This window comes from Streptococcus bovismuti, from assembly GCF_042436615.2.
Lineage (GTDB): Bacteria > Bacillota > Bacilli > Lactobacillales > Streptococcaceae > Streptococcus.
On record NZ_JBHMFR020000003.1, the window covers coordinates 96,833 to 122,846 of the forward strand.

Below are 26,014 nucleotides of genomic sequence, written 5' to 3' on the forward strand. Positions count from 1 at the left end.
AAAAAATGACAACATATAAAGTAGGAACAAGTTTTAGTTCATGGTCTTTTGGAGAAGCTTATTCGAAAGCTAAAGATGGTGATATTCTTGCATTTGAAGAAGGTTTTATGCTTGAACTACCAGCAGGAAGACATTATAAGATAGAAAAAAGTATCAAAATAGTTGGACAAATTTCTGGGACAGAAGATGGAGGAACACTTTATCACAATACTATAGCAGCGAATCTGACAATTATGAACGGCGTTACAGTTCAGTTTGAAAATATTTGGTTTCAAGTAGATGACCACCGTTGTGCTTTAGAGATAAAGGGTAATTCAAATGTAGTTCTAAATACTGTATACTTTAATGAACAATTAGAAAATAAAAAATTTTTCATATTGGTTGAAGGTAAGTCAAAATTGTTAATCGAAAATGCAGGAAATCAACTATATAATGGTTCTTACAGTACAACATCAATTAAAGTTAGTAATTCTACCTTAGAGCTAAAGCGTGCAGAGTTAAATATAAAATTCAATGCAGATAAGGGCTCATCTATTCAAATGGAAGATACAGTGATTGAGAATTGGGTTTCTAATATATTAAATATAAAAGATTCATCAGTGACTTCCATAAATACTCTCTTAAAAGGGGGGGACGCTGAAAAAGCATACCCTGCAGTTTTTTTAAGCCGTTCGACTGCGAAATTACAAAATACAGAAGTCATTCAACCGTTTTATCAAGCGGCTGTTTATCTGAAAAATAGTGCTAGTCTTGAATCAATTGGATCTTCTTTGACATCTATAAAGGCAAATAGTAGTCGAGTCTATATAGAGCAAACAGTCATTAGGGAATCTCTTTTGTTAGAGTCCAATTCATTTTGTAGGGTTCGTGATTTTGTTGATATCATAGGTGAGAACGAGGAAAAAATTGATATTTATTGTGGAACTTCTGTCTTAATAGCAAATACAATAAGATTAAATCGTAATATTACCCCAAATATTCGACTTTCAGATAGTTCATACCTAATTGCAGATACTATTCTTAAAGAATTTGAAGATACGAATGGTATAATATGGGATATTTCAGAAAATAGCTGTAAAATTTTGAATGAAGAGAGTACAAATTCTGAACCACAAGAGGAAATCAGTGAGATTATCGAACGCGATTATGAGGAAGAATTGTACAGCTTGATTGGTTTAAATAATGTAAAAAAAGAAGTCCAAAAATTACTAAGAACAGTCGAATTCAATCAAAAAAGATTATCAGAAGGTCTTCCAATTCAAGAACAATCTCTACATTCTGTTTTTACAGGAAATCCTGGTACAGGGAAGACAACAGTAGCAAGATTGTTAGGTAGAGTTCTCTTTGACAGAGGTGTTCTCCCTGGAGATGAATTTAAATTTATTGAGGTTTCTGAGTCGGATCTTATTGCAACTCATATTGGTGAGACAGCAGTACAAACGCAAGCAATATTGGAAAAGGCTAAAGGTGGTATTCTTTTTATTGATGAAGCATATACTTTAAATAAGGGAAAATCTTCTCAACATAATTTTGGATTAGAGGCTATAAACACGATACTAAAGTATATGGAAGATTACCGCAATGAAATTATGATTATATTTGCGGGTTACACTAAAGAAATGGAACAGTTTTTTGAAACAAATCCTGGATTAAAGTCACGTGTACCAAATACATTCTTCTTTGAGGACTATTCTGGTGATGAAATTGTAGAAATGGGATTGAAAAATCTTCAGAAATCTGCTTATCAACTTGAAGACGAAGCTTATTATGCTATGAGAGTTAAGCAGGCCTATAGTCGCTCGTTAGATCATAGTAATGGACGATGGATTCGTAATTTTAATGAACACTTAATGAGAGCTTTAGCCAATCGTGTTGTTGAGACGCAGGTTGATGATTATGTGACAATTATCAATGACGATATAGATGATGTCCTTCTTCAAGGCACTCAAAAACCAGAAGAAAGTCAAAAAGATGCTTTGGAACAACTACAAAACTTGATAGGAATACAGAAAGTTAAAAAACAGGTTGAACAATTTATTTCATTAGCGGAGTTGAATAAGAAGAGGGAAGAACAAGGTGCTGCTGTAAGCGATTTCTCACTTCATTCCTTATTCTTAGGAAATCCAGGGACTGGAAAAACTACTGTAGCTCGTATCGTAGGAAAAATTCTTTTTCAAAAGGGAATTATTTCTCAAAATAAATTCATTGAAGTATCTCGAAGTGATTTAGTAGCTGGGTATGTAGGGCAAACGGCTATCAAGACGCAAGAAGTATTGAAATCTGCTTTAGGAGGAGTTTTGTTCATTGATGAAGCATACACACTATCAAATTCTAATGAAGATCGATTTGGTAAAGAAGCGATTGATGAGATTCTTAAATTCATGGAAGATCATAGAAGAGATATTGTCATTATCTTTGCTGGATATACAAAGGAAATGGAAGAATTTCTATCAGTAAATTCAGGACTACCAAGCCGAATTCCAAATACTTTTGATTTTGAAGATTATACAGCGGATGAAATTATTCAAATTGGTTTATTAGGATTAAACAATCAAGGATACTTTATCGATGTGGACTGTTATACTCAAACTATTAAATCTTTGTATAACAAAATCAATGATTGTAGTAACGGTCGCTGGATTAGAAATATCAATGAAAAAATTATTAAGAACTTATCAATTAGAGTATCACGTGAGAACGTGACTGATTTATCGACAATAGATAAAGTCGATATTGAGAGAATGATGCTAGAATATGAGAGATTATAAAATATGAAAAATTGTTTGAAATTACTAAATAAACTAATGGCGGTGCTTTCTTTTATAATTGGCTTATTTTCACTTGTGAATTCAGCCCAAGCTGATAGTACTGCCTACAACCAACTATTGCCACAAATTACTACAAAGTGGGAGAGTAAACATCTATTTGAAAATAATGCTAATAGACTTGGTTACGCTTTGATGGATATTGATAAAAATGGGACGGATGAGTTATTAATCGGTCTGACCAACGGTCAAAAATGGGAACTGTTTGAAGTATACTATATGAATGGTAATACTCCAACTCCATTATTTGATAGATTTTGGGATACAAGCCTTAGAATGGGGACAGTTATTAATACCTACACAGATGGAAGTATTATTGTTTTTGAAAGTGTTCCAGGGATTATGTCATATAGATTGTTCCAACTTTCTAAAGAAAATAAGGAGCCAAGTTTAATTAAAAAAGGTGAATTTAGAGCAGGAGAAGGTGATTTAGATGAGTTAAATCTTGATTCTAAAACAAAAATAGATACCTCAGCTATTGAATATACTTCTCTAAATCTCCCAATCATCGGAGATAATATGGATCCGAATCCTCCTATGCCTAAGTCCCTTGTCGATGCCAAAATTGGAGATGAAATTCCTTTGCCGTCTGAGTTGGTAGGTATTTGGATTAATAAAGAGCCAAATAATGGTAGTAATCCTGGTAGAGCTTCATCGCTTATTTTAGGAGAGGACGGAAGCTTCACTGGAACCTTTAAGGATGCAGATATTAGAGGGAAGGTATCTCGTCTTAAAAAAGTGAGTGAGAATGGATTTATTGTCTTAAAAGAGGATCAGGAGGATCAAGCGTTTGCTTTTAGTGTTGGTTTAGGTGGAGGTTTGCCTCCTGGTCATCGACTCGAACATGGTATGGTACTAGAAGGACGTACGTTATATAATGTAGCGTGGGTAGTAAAAGAAGGGGAGGAAGACTATTCTAAACCTTCCAAGCTAGTAACTTTTGTAAATCCAACTTATGGTCCTAAGAAAATAGAGAAAAAAGCAGATCAAGAAGTAGCGAAACAAGGCGATACAGTGGCAGAATCGACTCAAGACAGTAGTGAGGAGACAAAGCCAGAACAAAAACTATTTGGGAACATCCCAGTATTTGGACTGGTTGTAGGAGCTGGACTTGTCCTTGTTTTAATCCTATCTATATTTTGGTTTAAAAAATAAGATTTTTAAAATCCTTATGATTTACTATTAGAGAAAAAACCTCAAAAACTAGGGTTGAAAGCTAGTTCTTGAGGTTTTTAGCTTATTTGATTTAGAGACATTCTAATACTCAATGAAAATCAAAGAGTATCAACTATCAAACTGAACTTCTTCTAGGAGATAGTCGATAAAGCGTTCGCCCATCTTGGATAGGCTGGTTTTCTCATGCTGAATATAGACTAGTTCAATCGGGTCATCAATATCCAGTGGGATAGACACGATATTGTCTCCATTGAGGTTGCTGTTCAAAATCCCTGTTGCGATGGTATAACCGTCTAAACCAATCAAGAGATTAAAGAGGGTAGCACGGTCGCTGACTACGATGGATTTCTTGTGGTGTTCTTGGGAAAGAATCTCTTCTGAAAAGTAGAAGGAGTTGTGCGTCCCTTGGTCATAGCTGAGATAAGGGAAGTTTTCCAAATCAGATAGTTTCACCTTGTCTTTCTTTGCCAGAGGATTGGTCTTGCTGACAAAGATATGCGGTTGCGCGGTGAAAAGATGGTGAGCCAGCAGATGGTTGTCATCCAGCATTTTGGTTAAAACATCACGGTTGTAGCTGTTAAAAAATAGGACACCGACCTCACTACGGAAGTTCTTGACGTCATCAATAATCTCCCAAGTACGAGTTTCACGAAGGAAGAGCTCGTATTTCTCCATATCACTTTTCTTGAGTAGCGATACAAAGGCATTGACCACAAAGGCATAGTGTTGAGACGAAACGCTAAAGAGTTCGCGGTGGGCAACAGGATTTTTATAGCGTTCCTCCAGAAGCTGAGTTTGCTCGACAACCTGACGTGCATAAGAGAGAAACTCCATCCCATCACGGGTCAAGGTGATTCCCTTGGGATTGCGGATAAAGATCTCAATACCCATTTCATTTTCCAAATCTCTCACAGCATTGGAAAGACTGGGTTGGGTGATAAAGAGTTGCTTGGCTGCCTCATTCATGGAGCCAGTTTCGACGATTTTGATAATATAGTGTAATTGTTGAATTCTCATGTTTTTATTGTACCACACTTGCGTCAGAATCGCCAAAGAAGATAGGAAAATCAGGAGTATTGTGTGGGTCTCTTCTTGAAAAAAACACAAAAATTTGCTAGAATGAGTCTTATGAAAACATTCTATGATGTGCAGCAATTCCTCAAACGATTTGGTATTATTGTTTACATGGGAAAACGCTTATATGATATTGAACTGATGAAGTTGGAGCTCTCTCGAATTTACGATGCAGGGTTGATGGACAAATTAGACTATCTAGAAGCAGAAGCGGTTCTTCGCAGAGAGCACAAGGTAGAATTGGATTATATTGAGAAAAATGGAGAAATGAACTAATGGTTACTTGGATTTTGTGGGCACTTATACTAGCAATGTTGGTGTGGATGGGCTTTAACTATCTTCGTATTCGCCGTGCGGCTAAAATCGTAGACAATGAGGAGTTTGAAGCCTTGATTCGTACAGGTCAATTGATTGATTTGCGTGATCCAGCAGAATTCCACAGAAAACATATCCTTGGGGCCCGCAATATTCCTTCAAGTCAGTTGAAGACTAGTCTTGCAGCCCTTCGTAAAGATAAACCTGTCCTTCTTTACGAAAACCAACGTGCGCAACGTGCGCAACGTGTCACAAATGCAGCCCTTTACTTGAAAAAACAAGGTTTTTCTGATATTTATATCCTTTCTTATGGTTTGGATTCTTGGAAAGGGAAAGTCAAAGTCGAGAAATAAGAAAACGAGCTTGGATGTTTCCGAGCTCATTTTTTAACTACTTTTTCTGAGAAATTTACGAATGCTTGTCAGCTCTTCTGAGTTTAAGGGACGATAGTCTCCCTCTTGAAGATTATCATCCAAGTTCCAAGGGCCAAATTGGGTGCGTTTGAGGGAGGTCACCTTGACACCAACCGAGAGAAACATTTTCTTAACCTGATGAAATTTTCCTTCTGAAATGGTAATAGAGGCTTGACTGAAGGAAGGATTTGCTGATAGAATCTCTAGTCTTGCAGGTTTACAGACAGTACTATCTAAAAAGACAATTCCTTTTTGAAAGGCTTGGATATGGTCAGGTGTCAGAAGTCCATTAACCTCAACTCGATAAGTCTTATCGACATGATATTGGGGATGGAGGAGCTGAAAGCCCAAGGGTCCGTTATCGGTCACGAGGAGGAGTCCTGTCGTATCTCGGTCCAGTCGGCCGACGGCATAGAGCTTGTCAGACTGGATGTCAGGTGGAAGCAGGTCCATGATGGTTGGAAGTTCCCTGTCTTTATTGGCTGTAACGACACCAGCAGGTTTATGAAGCATAAGGTAGGTGTGCTCATAGCCTTGAACGATTTGTCCTTGAAAAAGGAGTTCTTGTAGACCTGTATCGATATTTTGGGCTAGGGAGCGGGCAGGGCAACCATCGACTAGAATTTCTCCTCTGAGTAAGGCTTGTTTCATGGCCTTTCGGCTGATTTTTTCTTGGGCTAATAAATTATCTAAACGCATACTGTGCCTATCTTATCATAAGTCGCTTGCTTTGAAAAGGCTTGACGTGAAAAGAAAAGCGGAGTGAAAACATTTACACTTGCTTGAGTTATGTTATTTACTTGAAAATATGGTATAATCGTTCAGTTAGAAAATAAATTTTGAATATTATAGAGGAAATCATGACAAAATTAAGAGAAGATATCCGTAACATTGCGATTATCGCCCACGTTGACCACGGTAAAACAACCCTCGTTGACGAATTATTGAAACAATCAGAAACGCTTGATGCACGTACTGAATTGGCTGAGCGTGCTATGGACTCAAACGATATCGAAAAAGAGCGTGGAATTACTATCCTTGCTAAAAATACAGCCGTTGCCTATAACGGAACTCGTATCAATATCATGGACACACCAGGACACGCGGACTTCGGTGGAGAAGTTGAGCGTATCATGAAAATGGTTGACGGTGTTGTTTTGGTCGTAGATGCCTACGAAGGAACAATGCCACAGACTCGTTTTGTATTGAAAAAAGCCTTGGAACAAGACCTTGTCCCAATCGTGGTTGTTAACAAAATCGACAAACCATCAGCTCGCCCAGCTGAAGTAGTGGATGAAGTATTGGAACTTTTCATCGAGCTTGGTGCAGATGATGACCAGCTTGATTTCCCAGTAGTGTATGCTTCAGCGATCAACGGAACTTCTTCATTGTCAGATGACCCAGCTGACCAAGAAGCTACTATGGCACCAATCTTTGACACGATTATTGACCATATCCCAGCTCCAGTAGATAACTCAGATGAGCCTTTGCAGTTCCAAGTATCACTTTTGGACTACAATGACTTCGTTGGTCGTATCGGTATCGGTCGTGTCTTCCGTGGTACTGTTAAAGTTGGGGACCAAGTTACCCTTTCTAAACTTGATGGTACAACTAAAAACTTCCGTGTTACAAAACTCTTTGGTTTCTTTGGTTTGGAACGTCGTGAAATTCAAGAAGCCAAAGCAGGTGACTTGATTGCCGTTTCAGGTATGGAAGATATCTTTGTCGGCGAAACTATTACTCCGACAGACGCAGTTGAAGCTCTTCCAATCCTACACATCGATGAGCCAACTCTTCAAATGACTTTCTTGGTCAACAACTCACCATTTGCTGGTAAAGAAGGTAAATGGGTGACTTCTCGTAAGGTGGAAGAACGTTTGCAGGCAGAATTGCAAACAGACGTTTCCCTTCGTGTTGACCCAACTGATTCACCAGATAAATGGACTGTTTCAGGACGTGGAGAATTGCACTTGTCAATCCTTATCGAAACAATGCGTCGTGAGGGATATGAACTTCAAGTATCTCGTCCAGAAGTTATCGTAAAAGAAATCGATGGTGTTAAATGTGAACCATTTGAACGTGTTCAAATCGACACTCCAGAAGAATACCAAGGATCTGTTATCCAAAGCCTTTCTGAACGTAAGGGTGAAATGTTGGATATGATTTCAACTGGTAATGGTCAAACTCGTTTGGTCTTCCTTGTTCCAGCGCGTGGTTTAATCGGATACTCAACTGAGTTCTTGTCAATGACTCGTGGTTACGGTATCATGAACCATACCTTTGACCAATACTTGCCATTGATTCCAGGGGAAATTGGTGGTCGTCACCGTGGTGCCCTTGTTTCTATCGATGCTGGTAAGGCTACAACTTACTCAATCATGTCTATCGAAGAACGTGGTACGATCTTTGTCAACCCAGGTACTGAGGTTTACGAAGGAATGATCATCGGTGAAAACTCTCGTGAGAACGACTTGACAGTTAACATCACTAAGGCGAAACAAATGACCAACGTTCGTTCAGCTACTAAGGACCAAACAGCTGTTATCAAGACACCTCGTATCTTGACCCTTGAAGAGTCTCTTGAGTTCTTGAACGACGATGAGTACATGGAAGTAACGCCTGAGTCTATCCGTTTGCGTAAACAAATCCTTAACAAGGCAGAGCGTGAGAAAGCTAACAAGAAGAAAAAATCAGCTGAATAAGAGCTAGAAAGAGATAAAGATGGTTTATTTAATCATAGGACTCCTCTTATTACTACTCTATGTATTTGCGACACCAGAAAGCATTAAAGGGACAGTTAATATCGTCCTTGTCGTCTTTGCTTTCGTAGCACTTTTGATTTTGCTCATGTTGTCTGTCCTGCAAATCTTTCAGCTACCGACAGAATTCTTTATCGCAATCGCCATGCTCTTCTTAGCATACTTTAGCTTGCGAGATATTACCCTCATGTCGGTTAATAAAAGTAAAAAAAGATAAAAAGAGAGTTTCGGCTCTCTTTTTGCTTGTTAGAATGCCCAATCTGAGCATTTTCGTTTAGAATTATTTCCATAAAAATGGTAAAATAGTAAGAGTAGAAATGGAGTTTGTGACATGAAAGTAATAGATCAATTTAAAAATAAGAAAGTCCTTGTTTTAGGTTTGGCCAAGTCTGGTGAATCTGCAGCTCGTTTGTTGGATAAGCTGGGTGCCATTGTAACAGTAAATGACGGGAAACCATTCGAGGACAATCCAGCTGCGCAAAGTTTGCTGGAAGAAGGGATCAAGGTCATCACAGGCGGTCATCCTTTGGAACTCTTGGATGAAGAGTTTGCCCTCATGGTGAAAAATCCAGGTATTCCATACAGCAATCCCATGATTGAAAAGGCTTTGGCCAAGGGAATTCCAGTCTTGACTGAGGTAGAATTGGCTTACTTGATTTCAGAAGCGCCAATTATCGGTATCACAGGTTCAAATGGAAAAACAACCACAACGACTATGATTGGAGAAGTTTTGACTGCTGCCGGCCAACATGGTCTCTTATCAGGGAATATTGGCTATCCAGCTAGTCAAGTGGCCCAAACTGCGTCAGACAAGGACACGCTTGTTATGGAACTTTCTTCTTTCCAATTGATGGGCGTTCAAGAATTCCATCCTGAGATTGCGGTTATTACCAACCTCATGCCAACTCATATCGATTATCATGGTTCTTTTGAGGAATATGTAGCAGCCAAGTGGAATATCCAGAACAAGATGACAGCGTCTGATTTCCTTGTCTTGAACTTTAACCAAGACTTGGCAAAAGAATTAGCTACTAAAACACAAGCTACAGTTGTACCATTCTCAACACTTGAAAAGGTTGATGGAGCTTATCTGGAAGATGGTCAGCTCTACTTCCGTGGGGAAGTTGTCATGGCAGCGAATGAAATCGGAGTTCCTGGTAGCCACAATGTGGAAAATGCCCTTGCGACGATTGCTGTAGCCAAGCTTCGTGGTGTAGACAACCAGATCATCAAAGAAACTCTTTCAGCCTTTGGTGGTGTCAAACACCGTCTCCAATTTGTGGATGAAATCAAGGGTGTCAAATTCTATAATGATAGCAAGTCAACCAATATCTTGGCTACTCAAAAAGCCTTGTCAGGATTTGACAACAGCAAGGTCATTTTGATTGCAGGTGGTTTGGACCGTGGCAATGAGTTTGACGAATTGGTGTCAGATATTACTGGACTCAAGAAGATGGTCATCCTGGGTCAGTCTGCAGAACGTGTCAAACGGGCAGCAGATAAGGCTGGTGTGTCTTATGTGGATGCGACTGATATTGCTGATGCGACCCGCAAGGCCTATGAACTTGCGATTCAAGGAGACGTGGTTCTTCTCAGTCCTGCCAATGCCAGCTGGGATATGTATGCTAACTTTGAAGTACGTGGCGACCTCTTTATCGACACAGTAGCGGAGTTAAAGGAATAATATGAAAAAAATTGTCTTTACAGGTGGGGGGACGGTTGGACACGTAACCCTCAACCTTTTGTTAATGCCCAAGTTCATCGAAGATGGTTGGGAAGTCCACTATATCGGAGATAAGCGTGGGATCGAACACCAAGAAATCCTCAAGTCGGGTCTAGATGTCACCTTCCACTCCATTGCGACTGGGAAATTGCGTCGCTATTTCTCTTGGCAAAATATGCTGGACGTCTTTAAAGTTGGCTGGGGAATTGTCCAGTCGCTCTTTATCATGTTACGACTTCGTCCACAGGCTCTTTTTTCAAAGGGAGGCTTTGTCTCAGTACCGCCTGTTATCGCTGCGCGTGTGTCAGGAGTGCCAGTCTTTATTCACGAATCGGACCTGTCTATGGGCTTGGCCAATAAAATCGCCTATAAATTTGCGACGAAGATGTATTCAACCTTTGAACAAGCTTCAAGTTTGTCTAAGGTCGAGCATGTGGGAGCAGTGACAAAGGTTTCAGACCAAAAAAGTCCAGAACCAGATGAATTGGTGGATATTCAAACTCACTTTAATCCCAAATTGCCAACAGTATTGTTTGTTGGTGGTTCTGCAGGCGCTCGTGTCTTTAACCAATTGGTGACAGACCATAAGAAAGAACTGACAGAACGCTACAATATTATCAATTTAACTGGAGATTCTAGCCTGAATGAGTTGAGTCAAAATCTCTTTCGTGTTGACTATGTGACCAATCTCTATCAACCCTTGATGGAATTGGCTGATATTGTTGTGACACGAGGTGGCGCTAATACGATTTTTGAGCTCTTGGCCATGGCAAAATTGCATGTTATTGTGCCACTTGGTCGTGAAGCTAGTCGTGGAGACCAGATTGAAAATGCAGCTTACTTTGTAAAAAAAGGCTATGCAGAAGAACTTCAAGAAAGCGATTTGACCTTGGATAGTTTGGAAGAGAAACTTTCTCACTTACTAAGCCACAAGGAAGACTACCAAGCTAAGATGAAGGCTTCTAAGGAATTGAAATCTCTAGCAGATTTTTATCAATTATTGAAAAAAGATTTATCATAAGGAAAGTAAATGTCAAAAGATAAGAAAAATGAGGGCAAAGAAATCCTCGAAGAATTTAAAGAGTTATCAGAATGGCAGAAACGAAATCAGGAATATCTAAAAAAGAAGGCTGAAGAAGAGGCGGCCTTAGCTGAGGAGAAGGAAAAGGAAAGACAAGCTCGAATGGCTTCAAAATCTGAAAAGTCAGATGCAACCGAGGACCAAGAGAGTGAATCTGATCCAAAAGACCCAGAATCAGCTAAGGAAGAGTCTGAAGAAAAAGTAGAAGAGTCAGAAGACGTCAAAAAAGAAGTACCCAAAGAAGAACCAAAATCCAAAGAGCCAAAGAAACAGAATAAACAGGATAAAAAAATAGAAAAAAAGCCTGTGAAGGAAAAACCGGTCAAACCGAAAATTCCAGGAGTTCATATCTGGCGGGCTATCTCGATTTTGTTTCTCAGTCTGATTTTATTGGTTGTCTCTGCTTATTTGCTTAGTCCTTATGCGACCATGAAGGATATTCGTGTTGAGGGAACAGTGCAAACTACAGCTGATGATATTCGACAGGCTTCAGGCATTCAGGATTCGGATTATACGATTAACCTTCTGCTAGATAAGGCAAAATATGAAGAGCAGATCAAGTCCAACTATTGGGTTGAATCAGCTCAGCTTGTCTATCAATTTCCAACCAAGTTTACTATCAAGGTCAAGGAATATGATATTGTAGCCTACTATGTTTCTGGAGAAAGTCATTATCCAATCCTTTCAAGCGGTCAGCTTGAGACCAGTTCGGTGAGTTTGGTGAGTCTGCCAGAAACTTATATATCAGTTTTCTTTAATGACAGCGAACAAATCAAGACCTTTACCTCAGAACTTTCTCAAATTAGCCCCGAACTCAAGTCTGCTATCCAAAAGGTGGAACTAGCCCCAAGCAAGGTGACATCAGATTTAATTCGATTGACTATGAATGATTCGGACGAAGTTTTGGTTCCCCTTTCTGAAATGAGTAAGAAACTGCCATATTACAGTAAGATTAAGCCACAATTGTCAGAACCGAGTGTGATTGACATGGAAGCTGGAATTTACAGTTACACTGTGGCGGATAAATTAATTATGGAAGCTGAGGAAAAGGCCAAACAAGAGGCCAAGGAAGCTGAGAAGAAACAAAAAGAGGAAGAGAAGAAAAGACTGGAAGAACAGCAGAATAAATTGGAAGAAGAGAAGAAAAAATTGGAGGAAGAGAGCAATCGAAATCAAACAAGTCAGCGTTCATCGCGTCGCTAGGTTTAGCTTTTTTTCTATAGCTCTTTAGTGACCATGTTTTTACTTGACAAGTGCTAGTAGAAATAATAGAATAGTAAAAAACCTTTAAAGCAGTCCAGAGAGGCAGCTAAGGTTAGACGGTGAAAGGGTGGAGACTACCCATTTTTCGTGGAACCTTGCTGTTGGCAGGTTCCTTTTTTCGTGGCTTCTTGTGGCCAGACTCTCTCACTAGCAAAGGTAAAAGGAGAAACCTATGCGAGAACATCGTCCAGTTATTGCTCTTGATTTTCCTAGTTTTGAGGCGGTCAAGGAATTTTTAGCTCTTTTCCCAGTAGAAGAAAGCCTTTATCTAAAGGTAGGGATGGAGCTTTATTACGCAACGGGGCCTGAGATTATTTCCTATTTAAAAAACTTGGGACATAGCGTCTTTCTTGATCTTAAACTTCATGACATTCCCAATACAGTCAAGTCAGCCATGAAGATCTTGTCTCAGCTTGGTGTAGACATGACCAATGTTCATGCGGCTGGTGGTGTAGAGATGATGAAGGCGGCGCGTGAAGGTCTTGGAAGTCAAGGCAAATTGATCGCTGTCACTCAGCTCACATCAACATCAGAAGCTCAGATGCAGGATTTTCAAAATATCCAAACCAGCCTACAGGAGTCTGTGATTCATTATGCTAAGAAGACAGCTGAAGCTGGCTTGGATGGTGTCGTTTGCTCGGCTCAGGAAGTGCAACTCATCAAGCAGGCCACCAATCCAGATTTTATCTGTCTGACACCGGGTATTCGTCCTGAAGGTGCTGCAGTAGGAGATCAAAAACGCGTCATGACGCCAGCAGATGCCTATCAAATCGGTAGTGACTATATCGTAGTGGGACGTCCCATTACTCAAGCTGAAAATCCTGTTGCAGCTTACCATGCCATCAAGGATGAATGGACACAGGACTGGAATTAAAGAACTATATTAGAAAAATAAAAGGAGAATACCATGACACTTGCTAAAGATATCGCTAGCCACCTCTTGAAAATTCAAGCCGTTTACCTCAAACCAGAGGAGCCTTTCACTTGGGCATCTGGTATCAAGTCACCCATTTATACGGATAACCGTGTGACCCTTGCCTATCCAGAAACTCGTACTCTCATTGAAAATGGTTTTGTGGATGCTATCAAAGAAATCTTTCCTGAGGTTGAAGTGATTGCAGGAACTGCGACAGCTGGGATTCCACACGGAGCTATTATTGCTGATAAGATGAATTTGCCATTTGCCTACATCCGTAGCAAACCAAAAGACCACGGTGCTGGTAATCAAATCGAAGGTCGCGTAGCTCAAGGTCAAAAAATGGTAGTGGTTGAAGACCTCATTTCAACTGGTGGTTCTGTTCTTGAAGCAGTAGCAGCAGCCAAGCGAGAAGGAGCAGATGTGCTTGGAGTTGTAGCGATTTTCAGTTACCAATTGCCAAAAGCAGATAAGAACTTCTCAGATGCAGGTGTCAAACTTGTGACGCTTTCTAACTACAGTGAACTCATCCATCTAGCCCAAGAAGAAGGTTACATCACACCAGAAGGGCTCGATCTTCTAAAACGATTTAAAGAAGACCAAGAAAATTGGCAAAACGCTTAAAACATAGAAAAACAGGTAGTCACTAGGATTACCTGATTTCTTTTTTATACTAGAAAATGAAAAGATTATTTGAATTTCCATAACTTAAGAAAGTTTATCATTTTTAATTATCTTTGTAAAATGATTGAAAGTATGAAATTTCCAAACAAAATATTTGAAAAGTTTTGAAAAAAGAGTTATGATATTTTTGTAATATACAAAGTAAACGCTTACTTATCAAGGAGGGCATTTTATGTCATACAAAACAAGCAATGCAGAAGGTCATGTAGACTTCATCAATACCTATGATTTGGAGCCAATGGCGCAACAAGTCATTCCTAAAGCAGCATTTGGCTATATCGCTAGTGGGGCGGAAGATACTTTCACTTTACGTGAGAATATTCGCGCCTTTAACCACAAGCTCATTGTTCCGCATACGCTTTGCAATGTAGAAAATCCAAGTACAGAGATTGAATTTGCAGGTGAAAAATTGTCTTCACCAATCATTATGGCGCCTGTTGCAGCTCATAAATTGGCAAATGAACAAGGTGAAGTGGCGACTGCGCGTGGTGTGCATGAGTTTGGTTCTCTTTACACAACTAGCTCTTACTCTACTGTAGATCTTCCAGAAATTACGGAAGCCCTTCAAGGGACACCTCATTGGTTCCAATTTTACTTTAGTAAAGATGATGGAATCAACCGCCACATCATGGACCGTGTGAAGGCTGAAGGTTATAAAGCGATTGTCTTGACGGCAGATGCGACTGTAGGGGGCAATCGTGAGGTGGACAAACGTAATGGTTTTGTCTTCCCAGTTGGCATGCCGATTGTTGAAGAATACCTGCCAGAAGGTGCTGGTAAATCAATGGACTTTGTTTACAAATCAGCTAAACAACGCTTGTCTCCACGTGATGTAGAATTTATCGCTGAATACTCAGGACTTCCTGTTTATGTCAAGGGACCACAATGCCGTGAGGACGTTGAACGTTCGCTTGCTGCAGGTGCTTCTGGTATCTGGGTAACCAACCACGGTGGTCGCCAAATCGACGGTGGACCAGCTGCCTTTGACTCACTTCAAGAAGTAGCAGAAGCAGTTGATAAACGCGTACCAATCGTCTTTGACTCAGGTATTCGTCGTGGTCAACACGTCTTTAAAGCCTTGGCTTCAGGAGCAGACTTGGTAGCTATTGGTCGCCCGGTTATCTATGGCTTGGCTCTCGGCGGTAGTGTTGGTGTGCGTCAAGTCTTTGAACACTTGAATGCGGAATTGAAGACAGTTATGCAATTGTCTGGAACTCAGACTATTGAAGATGTTAAACACTTTAAACTTCGTCATAACCCATACAACCCAACCTTCCCAGTTGACCCACGCGACTTAAAATTGTATTGATAAAAGAGATTACCTCCACTTGATGTGGAGGTTTTTCTTCGTCTATAGGAAGAATAAATCACCATTGAAATCTATACAAATATATTTTCTAATCAAATATCTTGCTAGGGCTTTCATTTTTTGCTATACTGGTGCAGTAATTAAATAATAAAGACATTTGGGGTGCTTTAGGCTGAGATGATACCCATTGAACCTGATACAGTTAAGACTGGCGAAGGGAAATGTGAAACGTTTTTTCGTATGGCGAAATGAACGATCTAATCTTGTAAGTCAACTCTAATTCTTGATTGTAATTGGAGTTTTTTTGTTTATATAAGCTGGATGAAGGTGATACAAAGTATTTAGGTAGCTCTTCTTGAACGCCCTTGATTTTCTTTAAAAAGGTCAAGTAAAACTAGAATTTTCTTGATGTTTTGTTGATTACGAACGAGTAAAGAGAGGAAAAGTAAATATGGAAACACAAGACTATGCATTTGAGCCAGGTTTGATTGTTGGAGAATTATTAAAAAGCAGTCAGAAAGATTGGCAAGCTGCAATCAATCATCGTTTTGTTAAGGAACTTTTTGCGGGGACAATTGAGAATAAGGTCTTAAAAGAATACCTGATTCAAGATTATCACTTCTTTGATGCCTTCTTATCCATGCTGGGTGCTTGCGTAGCCCACGCAGACCAGCTTGAATCCAAACTTCGTTTTGCCAAGCAACTAGGCTTTCTTGAAGCAGATGAAGACGGTTATTTCCAAAAGGCTTTTAAAGAGTTAAAAGTATCTGAGAATGATTACCAGGAAGTGACCTTGCATCCTGTAACAAAAGCCTTTCAGGAGCTTATGTATTCTGCTGTGTCATCATCAGACTATGCCCATCTTTTGGTCATGCTGGTCATTGCAGAAGGGCTCTATCTAGACTGGGGTTCTAAAGATTTGGCTCTACCTGAAGCCTATATTCATTCGGAATGGATCAATCTCCACAGAGGTCCTTTCTTTGCAGAGTGGGTTCAATTTCTGGTTGACGAACTCAATCGTTTCGGGAAAGGTCGAGAAGATTTGAAAGAACTTCAGGAACGCTGGAATCAAGCAGTTGCCTTAGAATTAGCCTTTTTTGATATTGGCTATGACGCCTAGAGAAGGTTTAGGATATTTACAAATTTGATGAGGTAAATCATTCAATGTAAATGGTAAATGAAAAAAATTTCTTAACGAAAGATAGAGATAAATCGAAATCAGTAGATCGTATAAAGTTAGAAGGAAGAATTTCAATATGACAAGTTTAAAATTATTAAAAGAAAAAGCACCTTTGGTCATTTGTATAACCAATGATGTAGTAAAAAATTTCACAGCAAATGGATTAGTAGCACTGGGTGCCTCACCAGCCATGAGTGAGTTTCCAGCAGATTTAGAGGACTTATTAAAGTATGCTGGAGGTTTATTAATAAACATAGGCACATTGACAGATGAAAATTGGAAATTATACCAAGCTGCTTTGAAAATTGCAGAGAAATATAATGTCCCAGCAGTTTTAGATCCTGTAGCCTGTGGAGCAGGAGAATATAGAAAAAAAGTAGCAGATGATCTAATTAACAATTACAAACTAGCAGCGATTAGAGGAAATGCTGGCGAGATTGCCTCTTTAGTAGGAATAAATGTGGAATCTAAAGGAGTAGATAGTGCGGGTGTAGATAATATTGACGAAATTGCTCTAGCAGCAAATGAGAAGTTTAATATTCCAATTGTAGTAACAGGTGAAGTGGATGCTATTGCGGTAAATGGAGAAGTGGTAACGATTCATAATGGTAGTGCCATGATGCCAAAAGTTATTGGGACAGGATGCTTATTAGGTGCTGTAGTAGCAAGCTTTATCGGACTAGAAAAAGGTCAAGAATTGAAATCATTAGAAACAGCAATGTTGGTTTACAATATCGCTGGAGAAATGGCAGAAAAACGTCCAAATGGGCATCTTCCTGGAACATTTAAAGTTGAATTTATAAATGCCTTATACGAGATTACAGACGAAGATGTAAAGAAATTCAAAAGAGTGAAGAAAAATGTTTCATAAAGAATTACTAAAACTATATTTTATTTGTGGAACGACTACTTGCCAAGGAAAAGATCTATATACAGTCGTTGAGGAAGCCTTAAAAGGTGGTATAACCTTATTTCAATTCCGTGAAAAAGGGGAGGGAGCCTTAGAAGGTAAAGAAAAAGTCGAATTAGCAATTAAACTACAGGATCTTTGTAAAAAATACAATGTTCCGTTTATCGTTAATGATGATATAGATTTGGCGATGGAAATTGATGCTGATGGCGTACATGTAGGACAAGATGACCTTGGAGTTGATGAAATTAGAAAATTGATGCCAGATAAAATAATTGGTCTTTCTATAAAAAACGAGGAAGAATTTCAACAATCAAAAGTTGAATATGTAGATTATGTTGGTGTTGGTCCTGTATTTGATACCCAATCAAAGAATGATGCTGGTGGTGCTATAGGTTATGAAGGTCTTAAATTGATGAGAAAACTATTGCCACAAATGCCCTTAGTTGCAATTGGTGGGATACAGACGAAACATATTAAAGACATTATGAAGACCAATGTTGACGGTGTTTCAATCATTTCAGCAATATCGTATGCAAAAAATATAGAAAAAACTGTTCGAGAAATGAGTGAGCAATAGGTATCTATCCTTGGATTCTAAGTAAGTGGAAGTTTTCCTTTTCTAAAAAGCTATGTCTAGATTTAGCTCAAATGGCTAATCTATCAAACAAGACATTTGGTTTTTGTAAAAGAAATACTTGCTATCTTTGTGAGTGCAAGGTTGTATTTTCAGTTCAATTTCTTGAACTAGAATAAATCGTTTGTTATAATATTTATATAATTAAATAATAAAGACATTTGGGGTGCTTTAGGCTGAGATGATACCCATTGAACCTGATACAGTTAAGACTGGCGAAGGGAAATGTGAAATGGTTTTGTATTTATAGAAACTAACCATCTAATCTTGTAAGCTGAACTCTAATTTCTATCTGTAATTAGAGTTTTTTCTTTTACGAAACTGGATGAAGATGATACAAAGCATTTAGGTAGCTCACCTTGAATACCCCACTTTTCTTTAAAAAAGGAGTTTTTTATGTTGAAAAAATGGCAGTTAAAAGATGTTATTTTACTTGCTTTCTTGTCTATCTTTTTTGGTGGCGTTTTTGTAGGATCTGGCTATCTGTTTGATATCCTCACTCTGATTTTAGCCCCTCTTGGCTTGCAGGCCTTTGCCAATGAAATCCTCTTTGGTCTCTGGTGTATGGCTGCTCCTATTGCTGCCATCTTTGTTCCAAGAGTGGGAAGCGCAACGATTGGTGAAGTGCTAGCTGCGCTTGCTGAAGTCCTTTATGGTAGCCAATTCGGTCTAGGTGCCCTTTTGTCTGGCTTGGTTCAAGGTTTGGGAAGTGAATTTGGTTTTATCGTAACCAAGAATCGCTATGAAAGTTGGCTCTCTCTAACTGCCAATAGTATTGGGATTACGCTTGTTAGCTTTGTCTATGAATACATTAAGTTAGGTTACTACGCCTTTTCACTTCCTTTTGTTCTTTCCTTGCTTGTAGTACGTTTTATTTCCGTCTTTTTCTTCTGTACCATCTTGGTTCGTGCCATTGTCAAACTCTATCATCAGTTTGCAGCTGGAGGGAAGGCATAGATGGGGCTGGAATTACGAGAGATTCAGTCCCCAATCTTCTCTGAGCCGCTTGATTTTACTTTTCATGCGCAAGCCTTTACCTTGTTAGTTGGGAGCAGTGGGTCTGGAAAATCGAGCCTCTTTCAAATGATTGCTCAAGTCAGTTCTCTTCCCTATAGCGGTCAAGTCCTGATAGATGGGAGCGAGGTCAGTCAGCTTTCTATCATCAAACGTGTCCAGACGGTTGGTATTCTCTTTCAAAATCCCAATCATCAATTTACCATGGAGAACTTGTTTGAAGAGCTGATTTTTACCTTGGAAAATATTGGGCATCCCGTTCAGGAAATTGAATCTAAAATAGCAGAGGTTGTCCAGCAATGTCGATGCAAGGCAATCTTACACCGTCCAATTCATCACTTATCAGGTGGGGAAAAGCAAAAGGCTGCTTTGGCAGTTCTCTTTGCTATGAATCCTAGGGTCTATCTCTTGGATGAGCCCTTTGCTTCCATTGACCGCAAGAGCAGGGTAGAGATCTTGGAGATTCTAAAAGAGTTGGCCTCTAATGGGAAGACAGTTATTTTGTGTGACCATGATTTATCTGATTATGAAGCCTATATTGACCATATGGTGGAGCTAAGAGACGGACAACTAAGGAAAATAAATCAAATCCCTGCCTCTGAAATGACACAGGCTGTTTCAAAGGAGGTTGCTTCTAGCCCAGAACTATTCCATATGGACCGAATCACTTGTGAGCTGGAACATCGCCCCCTCTTTTCAATTGCGGATTTTACATTCTACCAAGGAGTCTCCTGTATCTTGGGTGATAATGGTGTCGGGAAATCAACCCTCTTTCGGTCTATTCTTCAATTTCAAAAGTATAAGGGACGCATTACCTGGAAGGGGACAGTCCTGAAAAAGAAAAAGAGTTTGTATCGTGACCTAACGGGTGTTGTTCAGGAAGCTGAGAAGCAGTTTATCCGAGTCAGTCTGAGAGAGGAACTTCAATTAGATAGTCCAGACTCTGAAAGAAATCAGCGGATACATCAAGCTTTACAATATTTTGATTTGGAGCAGGCACTCGATGAGAGTCCCTATCAATTAAGTGGTGGCCAGCAAAAGATTCTTCAGCTCTTGACCATCTTGACTAGTAAGGCTTCTGTGATCTTGCTAGACGAACCTTTTGCAGGTTTGGATGATAGAGCCTGCTCTTATTTTTGTCAGTGGATTGTGGAGGAGAGAAATCAAGGAAGAAGTTTTCTGATCATTAGCCATCGTTTAGATCCCTTGATCTCTGTGGTTGATTATTGGATTGAGATGACTAGTCAGGGTCTCAGTCATGTGAAAAAAGTGACAATTACCAAACCACTCACATCTCAGAGTAGCAATACTCAAGGGGAGGTGAGATAGTATGGTCAAAGTAGCAACCCAGACACCGATTATCAGTCTCTTCTTGCTGATTTTATCCTTGGAAACATCTTTCATTCCTTCGATTGCTCTTAATCTCTCGGTAGTCGCATTTTGCATTCTCTTTATGCTCTATTACCGGCGATTTAAAGTATTGGCTTGGATGATTCTGCTCGCCATTTTGCCATCCTTGGCCAACTACTGGGCAGTTCAGTTACATGGGGATGCTTCGCAGGCAGTCATGCTTGGAACGAGGGCCTTTGTGACCGTTTGTATTGGTCTTGTCTTTGTTTCCTCTATTTCCCTAAAAGAGCTTCTCTTGTACTTGGCTCAAAAGGGGTTATCACGCTCTTGGGCCTATGCCTTGATTGTGGTATTCAATTCCTTCCCCCTTATTCAGCAAGAAATCAAGTCCCTTAAGGAAGCTTGCTTATTGCGCGGTCAAGCACTGCATTTTTGGTCTCCCTTGATTTACAGCAAGGTTCTGATGACAGTCTTTAGGTGGCGTCATCTTTATCTGAGAGCCCTGTCGGCGCATGGTTATGACGAACATGCACAGGTGGAGAATAGCTATCGGACTTTTTATATTCCTAAAAAAACAAAATTAATCTACCTACTTTTCTTTTTATTACTTCAAACCAGTCTATTTTTATAAAGGAGTTATTATGGAATTTACAGATATTGCGATGGAATTATCCAAGGAAGCTTGGCAGGCCTCCTTTCATCACCCCTTTGTTTTACAGTTGCAAGAGGGGAATTTAGAACCTGCCATTTTCCGCTATTACCTGATTCAGGATGCCTACTATTTGAAGGCCTTCTCAGAAGCCTATCACCTCTTGGCTGATAAGACTTCAAATCAAGAGATGAAAAGACTCTTGAAACAAAATGCTCAGAGTCTAGTGGAAGGTGAGTTGTTTATCCGCCAACAATTTTTCAAGGAATTGGAAATCAGCGATCAGGAAATGGATGAGCATCCAATCGCTCCAACCTGCTACCATTATATCTCTCACATTTATCGGCAATTTGCAGAGCCAAACTTGGGTATTGCCTTTGCAAGCTTGCTGCCTTGTCCTTGGCTATATCATGATATAGGCAAATCACTTAATCTTAAACCATCACCAAATCCTCTCTATCAACAATGGATTGAAACGTATATTACGGATGAATTGGAGCAGCAGATCAGAGAGGAAGAGGCTCTGGTCAATCAACTCTATCGAGAAAGTGACGAGACAGACAAGAAAAAAATGCTAGATGCCTTCCACATCAGTGTTCATATGGAAGCTAAGTTTTGGGAAATGGCCTACCAACACCAGACATGGAAGAGCGATTTACAGTCTTTAGAAACAGGAGAAGAATAGAAACATGAGAAACCACCAATTACAAGTTCACAAATTAACCATTTTATCCATGATGATTGCCCTTGATGTGGTCTTGACACCTATCTTCCGAATCGAAGGTATGGCACCGATGTCCAGTGTAGTCAATATTCTAGCAGGAATCATGATGGGACCTGTTTATGCTTTGGCTATGGCTACAGTCACAGCCTTTATCCGTATGACGACACAAGGGATTCCGCCTTTAGCTCTCACAGGAGCGACTTTTGGAGCCCTTCTAGCAGGTCTCTTTTATAAGTATGGTCGAAAATTTTACTTTTCTGCCTTGGGAGAAATTTTGGGAACAGGTATTATTGGTTCAATTGTTTCCTATCCTGTTATGGTACTCTTTACAGGATCAGTCGCTAAGCTTAGCTGGTTTATCTACACTCCTCGATTTTTCGGAGCAACCTTGATTGGTACAGCGATTTCCTTTATTGCCTTTCGATTTTTAATCAAGCAGGAATTCTTTAAAAAAGTGCAGGGATATTTCTTTGCTGAAAGGATAGACTGATGCTGGAATTATCAAATCCTTTTCCTTTGGAAACGACTTCCCTCATTCACTGTATTACCAATGAGATTTCTTGTGAGATGCTAGCAAATGGGATTTTGGCTTTGGGATGTAAACCAGTTATGGCAGATGATTCCCGTGAGGTTCTTGATTTTACTAAGCAAAGCCAGGCACTCTTCATCAATTTGGGGCATTTGTCAGCTGAGAAGGAAAAAGCAATCCGTATGGCAGCTACTTATGCAAACCAAGCTTCTCTCCCAATGGTAGTAGATGCGGTTGGTGTATCAGCGTCACCCATTCGTAAGAGCTTAGTTAAAGACCTTTTAGACTATAGACCTACGGTACTTAAAGGAAATATGTCGGAAATCCGAAGTCTTGTTGGCTTAAAACACCACGGCGTTGGGGTCGATGCGAGTGCTAAAGATCAAGAAACTGAGGGTTTACTTCAAGTCTTGAAAGACTGGTGTCAGACCTATTCAGGTATGTCATTCTTAGTCACAGGCCCCAAGGACCTTATCGTTTCGAAGAATCAGGTCGCTGTACTGGGAAATGGCTGTGCAGAATTAGACTGGATAACAGGGACAGGAGATTTGGTTGGAGCCTTGACAGCCGTTTTTCTCAGCCAAGGAAAGACTGCCTTTGAAGCTTCTTGCTTAGCAGTCTCTTATCTCAATATCTCTGCTGAGAGAATCGTTGTTCAAGGAATGGGATTGGAAGAATTTCGTTACCAAGTACTCAATCATCTCTCGCTTCTAAAAAGAGATGAAAATTGGCTTGATGCCATCAAAGGAGAGGTTTATGAATAGAGAAGCACTTAGACTATATCTGGTAACCAATCGCTACCAAGATTCCTTGCAAAGTTTTCTTGAAAAGATTGAGACGGCTTGCCGCTCAGGGGTTACCATAGTCCAATTACGAGAAAAAAATCTCACAACAAATCAATATTATCAACTGGCAAAACAAGTCAAGGAAATAACAGATGCCTATCAGGTACCCTTGATAATCGATGATCGTTTGGATGTTTGTCTTGCGGTTGATGCTGCTGGTCTGCATATCGGAGACGATGAACTACCAGTTTCGGTTACCCGACAAGTCTTAGGCCCTGACAAAATCCTCGGTGTTACAGCTAAAACCGTAAAAAGAGCCCTCGAGGCAGAAGAAGGGGGAGCAGATTACTTGGGAACAGGAGCTATTTTCCCAACTACGACTAAAGAAAATGCACCCATCACCCTGATTTCAACCTTGAAGACAATTTGCCAAAGGGTCACCATTCCAGTAGTTGCTATTGGTGGCTTGACATCAGAGAATATTGACCAACTTATCGGCACGGGTATAGCTGGTGTAGCTGTAGTGCGTGATTTGATGCAGGCAGAAGATATAGAGGCAAAAACGCAAGCCTTTTTAACAAAGTTGGATGACATTATTTTTTAATTAATACTCAATGAAAATCAAAGAGCAAACTAGGAAGCTAGTCGCAGGTTGCTCAAAACACAGCTTTGAGGTTGCAGATAAAGCTGAAGTAGTTTGAAGAGATTTTTGAAGAGTATAAAAACTCTCTAATTCCCTTAAAGTGGGAACTAGAGAGTTTTTTTAATCTTTAAAGCTTGTATGGTTGACTGGGCCAGAACCATGACCGAGTTGAGGAGCATCTTGGATGGCTTTTGTGATAAAGGCCTTGGCCTTATCGACTGCCTGATAAAGACTTTTGCCCTTGGATAGTTCAGCCGTAATCACTGCAGCAAAGGTACACCCAGTACCATGGGTGTGACAGGTTTGAATTCGTGGGCTTTCCCAGACAAATTGTTCATCTTTGGTAAAGAGGAAGTCTTTGGCACCGCCTTCGAGATGGCCACCTTTGATGACCACAGACTGAGGACCAAATTCTTTTAAAATCAGGCGACCAGCACGTTGCATGTCTTCGGGATCATGGATTGAAAAACCAACAATCTCTTCTGCCTCAGGAAGATTGGGTGTGATGATGGTAGCAAGTGGAAGCAGGTTTGTTTTTAGGTAGCTTCTGGCACTGGTATCAATCAGGGTGTCTCCGCTCGTAGCGACCATAACAGGGTCAAGGACGTAGGGACAGTCCAGCTTTTTAAGATAGGGCTGGATGATTTCCATGATTTCGGTAGTTGCCAACATCCCAGTTTTTACAGCCTGAGGCTTGATATCCGAAAAGACACTCTCCAATTGGGCTTTCAACATTTGAGGAGAAACGTGCTCGATTAATTGAACGCCTCTGGTATTTTGAGCGACAAGACTGGTTACAACGGCCATTCCATAGACATCTCTAGCTTGGAATGACTTTAAATCAGCCATAATGCCAGCACCACCACTAGGGTCAGTCCCTGCAATGGTCAAAGCAACGGGTAAATAAGTCATCTAAAACCTCCCAACCAACTGAAGTTTGTATTCTTAAGAACAAGCTGGTCAGTTTTAGAAAGGTAATAGAAGACTGCTAGTCCCCATTATCAATTCCACTTCCATCAGCTAGCATTACCTAGATTGAGTCAAAGGGTCTAACAGTCGTTAATCTCAGCTTTACGCACCCCTAGTGGTTGTTTTCTTTTTTCTTTAGTATAGCATATTTTTATAGTTTATATAGTAAAATTTGACTGCAAATCCTTTATCATATTGTTAAGATTCTATTTTTCGCAGAAAAGATTAATTTCATAGTTGACAAATGTAGATTTTAAGGGTATACTGATAATTGTAATTGACAAATGTAGATTTTGGAGGTGTGATTATGCAGATTTCAGATGCAGAATGGCAGGTCATGAAGATTATTTGGATGCAAGGAGAGCAGACCAGTATGGATTTGATCAGGGTTCTGGCGGAGCGGTTCGACTGGTCCAAGTCAACCATTCAAACTCTTTTGGCTCGTTTGGTTGAGAAAGAGTGTTTGACTCGGAAAAAAGAAGGCAAGTCTTTTGTTTATTCAGCACTTTTAACTTTGGACCAAAGTCGGGATTTACTTGTCCAAGATATCAAAGACAAGGTTTGTTCCCGTAGGATTAAGAACTTGCTGGCTGATTTGATTGCTGAATGTGATTTTACTCAGGCTGACTTGGAAGACTTGGAAGCTGTGATTTCTGAGAAGAAGTCAAGCGCTGTAACAGAAGTAAAATGTAATTGTATGTAAAGGAGACGTCATGTTAAATAGTATTGTAACCATTATTTGTATTGCCCTTATCGCCTTTATCTTGTTTTGGTTTTTCAAAAAACCTGAAAAATCTGGACAAAAGGCCCAGCAAAAAAACGGCTACCAAGAGATTCGAGTGGAGGTCATGGGGGGCTACACGCCTGAGTTGATTATCCTCAAGAAATCAGTGCCAGCCCGCATTGTCTTTGACCGTAAGGACCCTTCACCCTGTTTGGACCAAATTGTTTTTCCAGACTTTGGTGTACATGCGGACCTGCCTATGGGAGAAGAGTATGTAGTGGAAATCACGCCTGAGCAGGCTGGAGAGTATGGTTTCTCTTGTGGCATGAATATGATGCACGGCAAGATGATTGTAGAATAGG

The 26,014-nt window shown here is 39.9% G+C and carries 27 protein-coding genes and 3 riboswitches; of the genes, 24 read left to right on the forward strand and 3 right to left on the reverse strand.

Annotation, left to right across the window (positions count from 1 at the left end; all coding sequences use genetic code 11):
* Positions 1–5: 5 nt before the first annotated feature.
* Complete coding sequence (locus ACERDH_RS04920) at positions 6–2,768, forward strand: AAA family ATPase (protein ID WP_386683831.1); 2,763 nt, start codon at positions 6–8, stop codon at positions 2,766–2,768.
* A 15-nt stretch (positions 2,769–2,783) separates the two neighbouring features.
* Positions 2,784–3,980, forward strand: a complete 1,197-nt coding sequence (locus ACERDH_RS04925; RefSeq protein WP_415741911.1) for a hypothetical protein — start codon at positions 2,784–2,786, stop codon at positions 3,978–3,980.
* 129 nt (positions 3,981–4,109) lie between these two features.
* Here ACERDH_RS04925 and ACERDH_RS04930 read toward each other — a convergent pair whose 3' ends face one another.
* Positions 4,110–5,018, reverse strand: coding sequence for a LysR family transcriptional regulator (locus ACERDH_RS04930; RefSeq protein WP_049501939.1), 909 nt, complete (start codon positions 5,016–5,018; stop codon positions 4,110–4,112).
* A gap of 63 nt (positions 5,019–5,081) precedes the next feature.
* Between ACERDH_RS04930 and ACERDH_RS04935 the strand changes: the two genes are divergently transcribed.
* Together ACERDH_RS04935 and ACERDH_RS04940 are read left to right on the forward strand one after the other, a co-directional pair.
* Positions 5,082–5,351: a YqgQ family protein gene (locus ACERDH_RS04935; RefSeq protein ID WP_000522400.1), complete on the forward strand. Its 270-nt coding sequence runs from the start codon at positions 5,082–5,084 to the stop codon at positions 5,349–5,351.
* Positions 5,351–5,743, forward strand: a complete 393-nt coding sequence (locus ACERDH_RS04940) for a rhodanese-like domain-containing protein (protein WP_386683838.1) — start codon at positions 5,351–5,353, stop codon at positions 5,741–5,743. The genes ACERDH_RS04935 and ACERDH_RS04940 overlap by 1 nt, the downstream gene beginning before the upstream one ends.
* Before the next feature lie 33 nt (positions 5,744–5,776).
* On the opposite strand, the gene ACERDH_RS04945 is transcribed toward ACERDH_RS04940, so the two are convergent.
* Positions 5,777–6,502, reverse strand: coding sequence for a 16S rRNA pseudouridine(516) synthase (locus ACERDH_RS04945; RefSeq protein ID WP_386683841.1), 726 nt, complete (start codon positions 6,500–6,502; stop codon positions 5,777–5,779).
* 161 nt (positions 6,503–6,663) lie between these two features.
* On the opposite strand from ACERDH_RS04945, the gene typA reads away from it, so the two are divergent.
* The 18 genes from typA (at position 6,664) to thiE (ACERDH_RS05035) (ending at position 23,920) form a co-directional block, all read left to right on the forward strand.
* Positions 6,664–8,505 (forward strand): translational GTPase TypA, encoded by a 1,842-nt coding sequence (gene typA / locus ACERDH_RS04950; protein WP_000164111.1) that lies wholly within the window; start codon positions 6,664–6,666, stop codon positions 8,503–8,505.
* Between the two features lie 19 nt (positions 8,506–8,524).
* Positions 8,525–8,779: a DUF3165 family protein gene (locus ACERDH_RS04955; protein ID WP_261446304.1), complete on the forward strand. Its 255-nt coding sequence runs from the start codon at positions 8,525–8,527 to the stop codon at positions 8,777–8,779.
* Between the two features lie 114 nt (positions 8,780–8,893).
* Positions 8,894–10,246 (forward strand): UDP-N-acetylmuramoyl-L-alanine--D-glutamate ligase, encoded by a 1,353-nt coding sequence (gene murD / locus ACERDH_RS04960; RefSeq protein ID WP_386683871.1) that lies wholly within the window; start codon positions 8,894–8,896, stop codon positions 10,244–10,246.
* A gap of 1 nt (position 10,247) precedes the next feature.
* The gene (locus ACERDH_RS04965) at positions 10,248–11,306 is read left to right on the forward strand and encodes a UDP-N-acetylglucosamine--N-acetylmuramyl-(pentapeptide) pyrophosphoryl-undecaprenol N-acetylglucosamine transferase (RefSeq protein WP_061438801.1); all 1,059 of its coding nucleotides are present in this window, start codon (positions 10,248–10,250) and stop codon (positions 11,304–11,306) included.
* Between the two features lie 9 nt (positions 11,307–11,315).
* On the forward strand, positions 11,316–12,569 hold the full coding sequence (locus ACERDH_RS04970) for a cell division protein FtsQ/DivIB (protein WP_386683875.1): 1,254 nt from the start codon (positions 11,316–11,318) through the stop codon (positions 12,567–12,569).
* 232 nt (positions 12,570–12,801) lie between these two features.
* A complete protein-coding gene (gene pyrF, locus ACERDH_RS04975) occupies positions 12,802–13,503 on the forward strand; it encodes an orotidine-5'-phosphate decarboxylase (protein WP_386683878.1) in 702 nt (233 codons plus the stop codon).
* Positions 13,504–13,536: 33 nt separating this feature from the next.
* Positions 13,537–14,169 (forward strand): orotate phosphoribosyltransferase, encoded by a 633-nt coding sequence (gene pyrE / locus ACERDH_RS04980; protein ID WP_247933283.1) that lies wholly within the window; start codon positions 13,537–13,539, stop codon positions 14,167–14,169.
* Positions 14,170–14,401: 232 nt separating this feature from the next.
* Positions 14,402–15,538 (forward strand): L-lactate oxidase, encoded by a 1,137-nt coding sequence (gene lctO / locus ACERDH_RS04985; protein WP_000120723.1) that lies wholly within the window; start codon positions 14,402–14,404, stop codon positions 15,536–15,538.
* 148 nt (positions 15,539–15,686) lie between these two features.
* Positions 15,687–15,775, forward strand: a riboswitch (TPP riboswitch).
* Between the two features lie 214 nt (positions 15,776–15,989).
* Positions 15,990–16,658 carry a TenA family protein gene (locus ACERDH_RS04990; RefSeq protein ID WP_033681413.1) on the forward strand — a complete coding sequence of 223 codons (669 nt, stop codon included), beginning with the start codon at positions 15,990–15,992 and terminating at the stop codon, positions 16,656–16,658.
* Between the two features lie 136 nt (positions 16,659–16,794).
* On the forward strand, positions 16,795–17,589 hold the full coding sequence (gene thiM, locus ACERDH_RS04995; RefSeq protein ID WP_000202461.1) for a hydroxyethylthiazole kinase: 795 nt from the start codon (positions 16,795–16,797) through the stop codon (positions 17,587–17,589).
* Complete coding sequence (gene thiE / locus ACERDH_RS05000) at positions 17,579–18,208, forward strand: thiamine phosphate synthase (protein WP_386683883.1); 630 nt, start codon at positions 17,579–17,581, stop codon at positions 18,206–18,208. Before thiM (ACERDH_RS04995) ends, thiE (ACERDH_RS05000) begins: the two co-directional genes overlap by 11 nt.
* 209 nt (positions 18,209–18,417) lie before the next feature.
* Positions 18,418–18,506: riboswitch (TPP riboswitch) on the forward strand.
* A gap of 155 nt (positions 18,507–18,661) precedes the next feature.
* On the forward strand, positions 18,662–19,222 hold the full coding sequence (locus ACERDH_RS05005) for an ECF transporter S component (RefSeq protein ID WP_024057751.1): 561 nt from the start codon (positions 18,662–18,664) through the stop codon (positions 19,220–19,222).
* On the forward strand, positions 19,223–20,608 hold the full coding sequence (locus tag ACERDH_RS05010; protein WP_386683886.1) for an ATP-binding cassette domain-containing protein: 1,386 nt from the start codon (positions 19,223–19,225) through the stop codon (positions 20,606–20,608). It begins immediately after the preceding gene.
* Position 20,609: 1 nt separating this feature from the next.
* Entirely contained in the window at positions 20,610–21,260 is a 651-nt protein-coding gene (locus tag ACERDH_RS05015) for an energy-coupling factor transporter transmembrane component T (RefSeq protein ID WP_386683889.1), read from the forward strand.
* Positions 21,261–21,270: 10 nt separating this feature from the next.
* Entirely contained in the window at positions 21,271–21,963 is a 693-nt protein-coding gene (gene tenA / locus ACERDH_RS05020; RefSeq protein WP_261031293.1) for a thiaminase II, read from the forward strand.
* A gap of 4 nt (positions 21,964–21,967) precedes the next feature.
* Positions 21,968–22,492: an energy coupling factor transporter S component ThiW gene (gene thiW / locus ACERDH_RS05025; protein WP_386683894.1), complete on the forward strand. Its 525-nt coding sequence runs from the start codon at positions 21,968–21,970 to the stop codon at positions 22,490–22,492.
* Complete coding sequence (thiM, locus tag ACERDH_RS05030; RefSeq protein WP_265472994.1) at positions 22,492–23,295, forward strand: hydroxyethylthiazole kinase; 804 nt, start codon at positions 22,492–22,494, stop codon at positions 23,293–23,295. Before thiW ends, thiM (ACERDH_RS05030) begins: the two co-directional genes overlap by 1 nt.
* On the forward strand, positions 23,288–23,920 hold the full coding sequence (gene thiE, locus ACERDH_RS05035; protein ID WP_386683898.1) for a thiamine phosphate synthase: 633 nt from the start codon (positions 23,288–23,290) through the stop codon (positions 23,918–23,920). The genes thiM (ACERDH_RS05030) and thiE (ACERDH_RS05035) overlap by 8 nt, the downstream gene beginning before the upstream one ends.
* Before the next feature lie 159 nt (positions 23,921–24,079).
* On the opposite strand, the gene thiD is transcribed toward thiE (ACERDH_RS05035), so the two are convergent.
* Entirely contained in the window at positions 24,080–24,871 is a 792-nt protein-coding gene (thiD, locus tag ACERDH_RS05040; RefSeq protein ID WP_386683901.1) for a bifunctional hydroxymethylpyrimidine kinase/phosphomethylpyrimidine kinase, read from the reverse strand.
* Positions 24,872–24,954: 83 nt separating this feature from the next.
* Positions 24,955–25,052, reverse strand: a riboswitch (TPP riboswitch).
* 183 nt (positions 25,053–25,235) lie between these two features.
* Here thiD and ACERDH_RS05045 point away from each other — a divergent pair.
* Both ACERDH_RS05045 and ACERDH_RS05050 read left to right on the forward strand, forming a co-directional pair.
* Positions 25,236–25,631: a CopY/TcrY family copper transport repressor gene (locus ACERDH_RS05045; protein ID WP_020903487.1), complete on the forward strand. Its 396-nt coding sequence runs from the start codon at positions 25,236–25,238 to the stop codon at positions 25,629–25,631.
* A 10-nt stretch (positions 25,632–25,641) separates the two neighbouring features.
* The gene (locus ACERDH_RS05050; protein ID WP_000935061.1) at positions 25,642–26,013 is read left to right on the forward strand and encodes a cupredoxin domain-containing protein; all 372 of its coding nucleotides are present in this window, start codon (positions 25,642–25,644) and stop codon (positions 26,011–26,013) included.
* The last annotated feature ends 1 nt before the right edge of the window (position 26,014 follow it).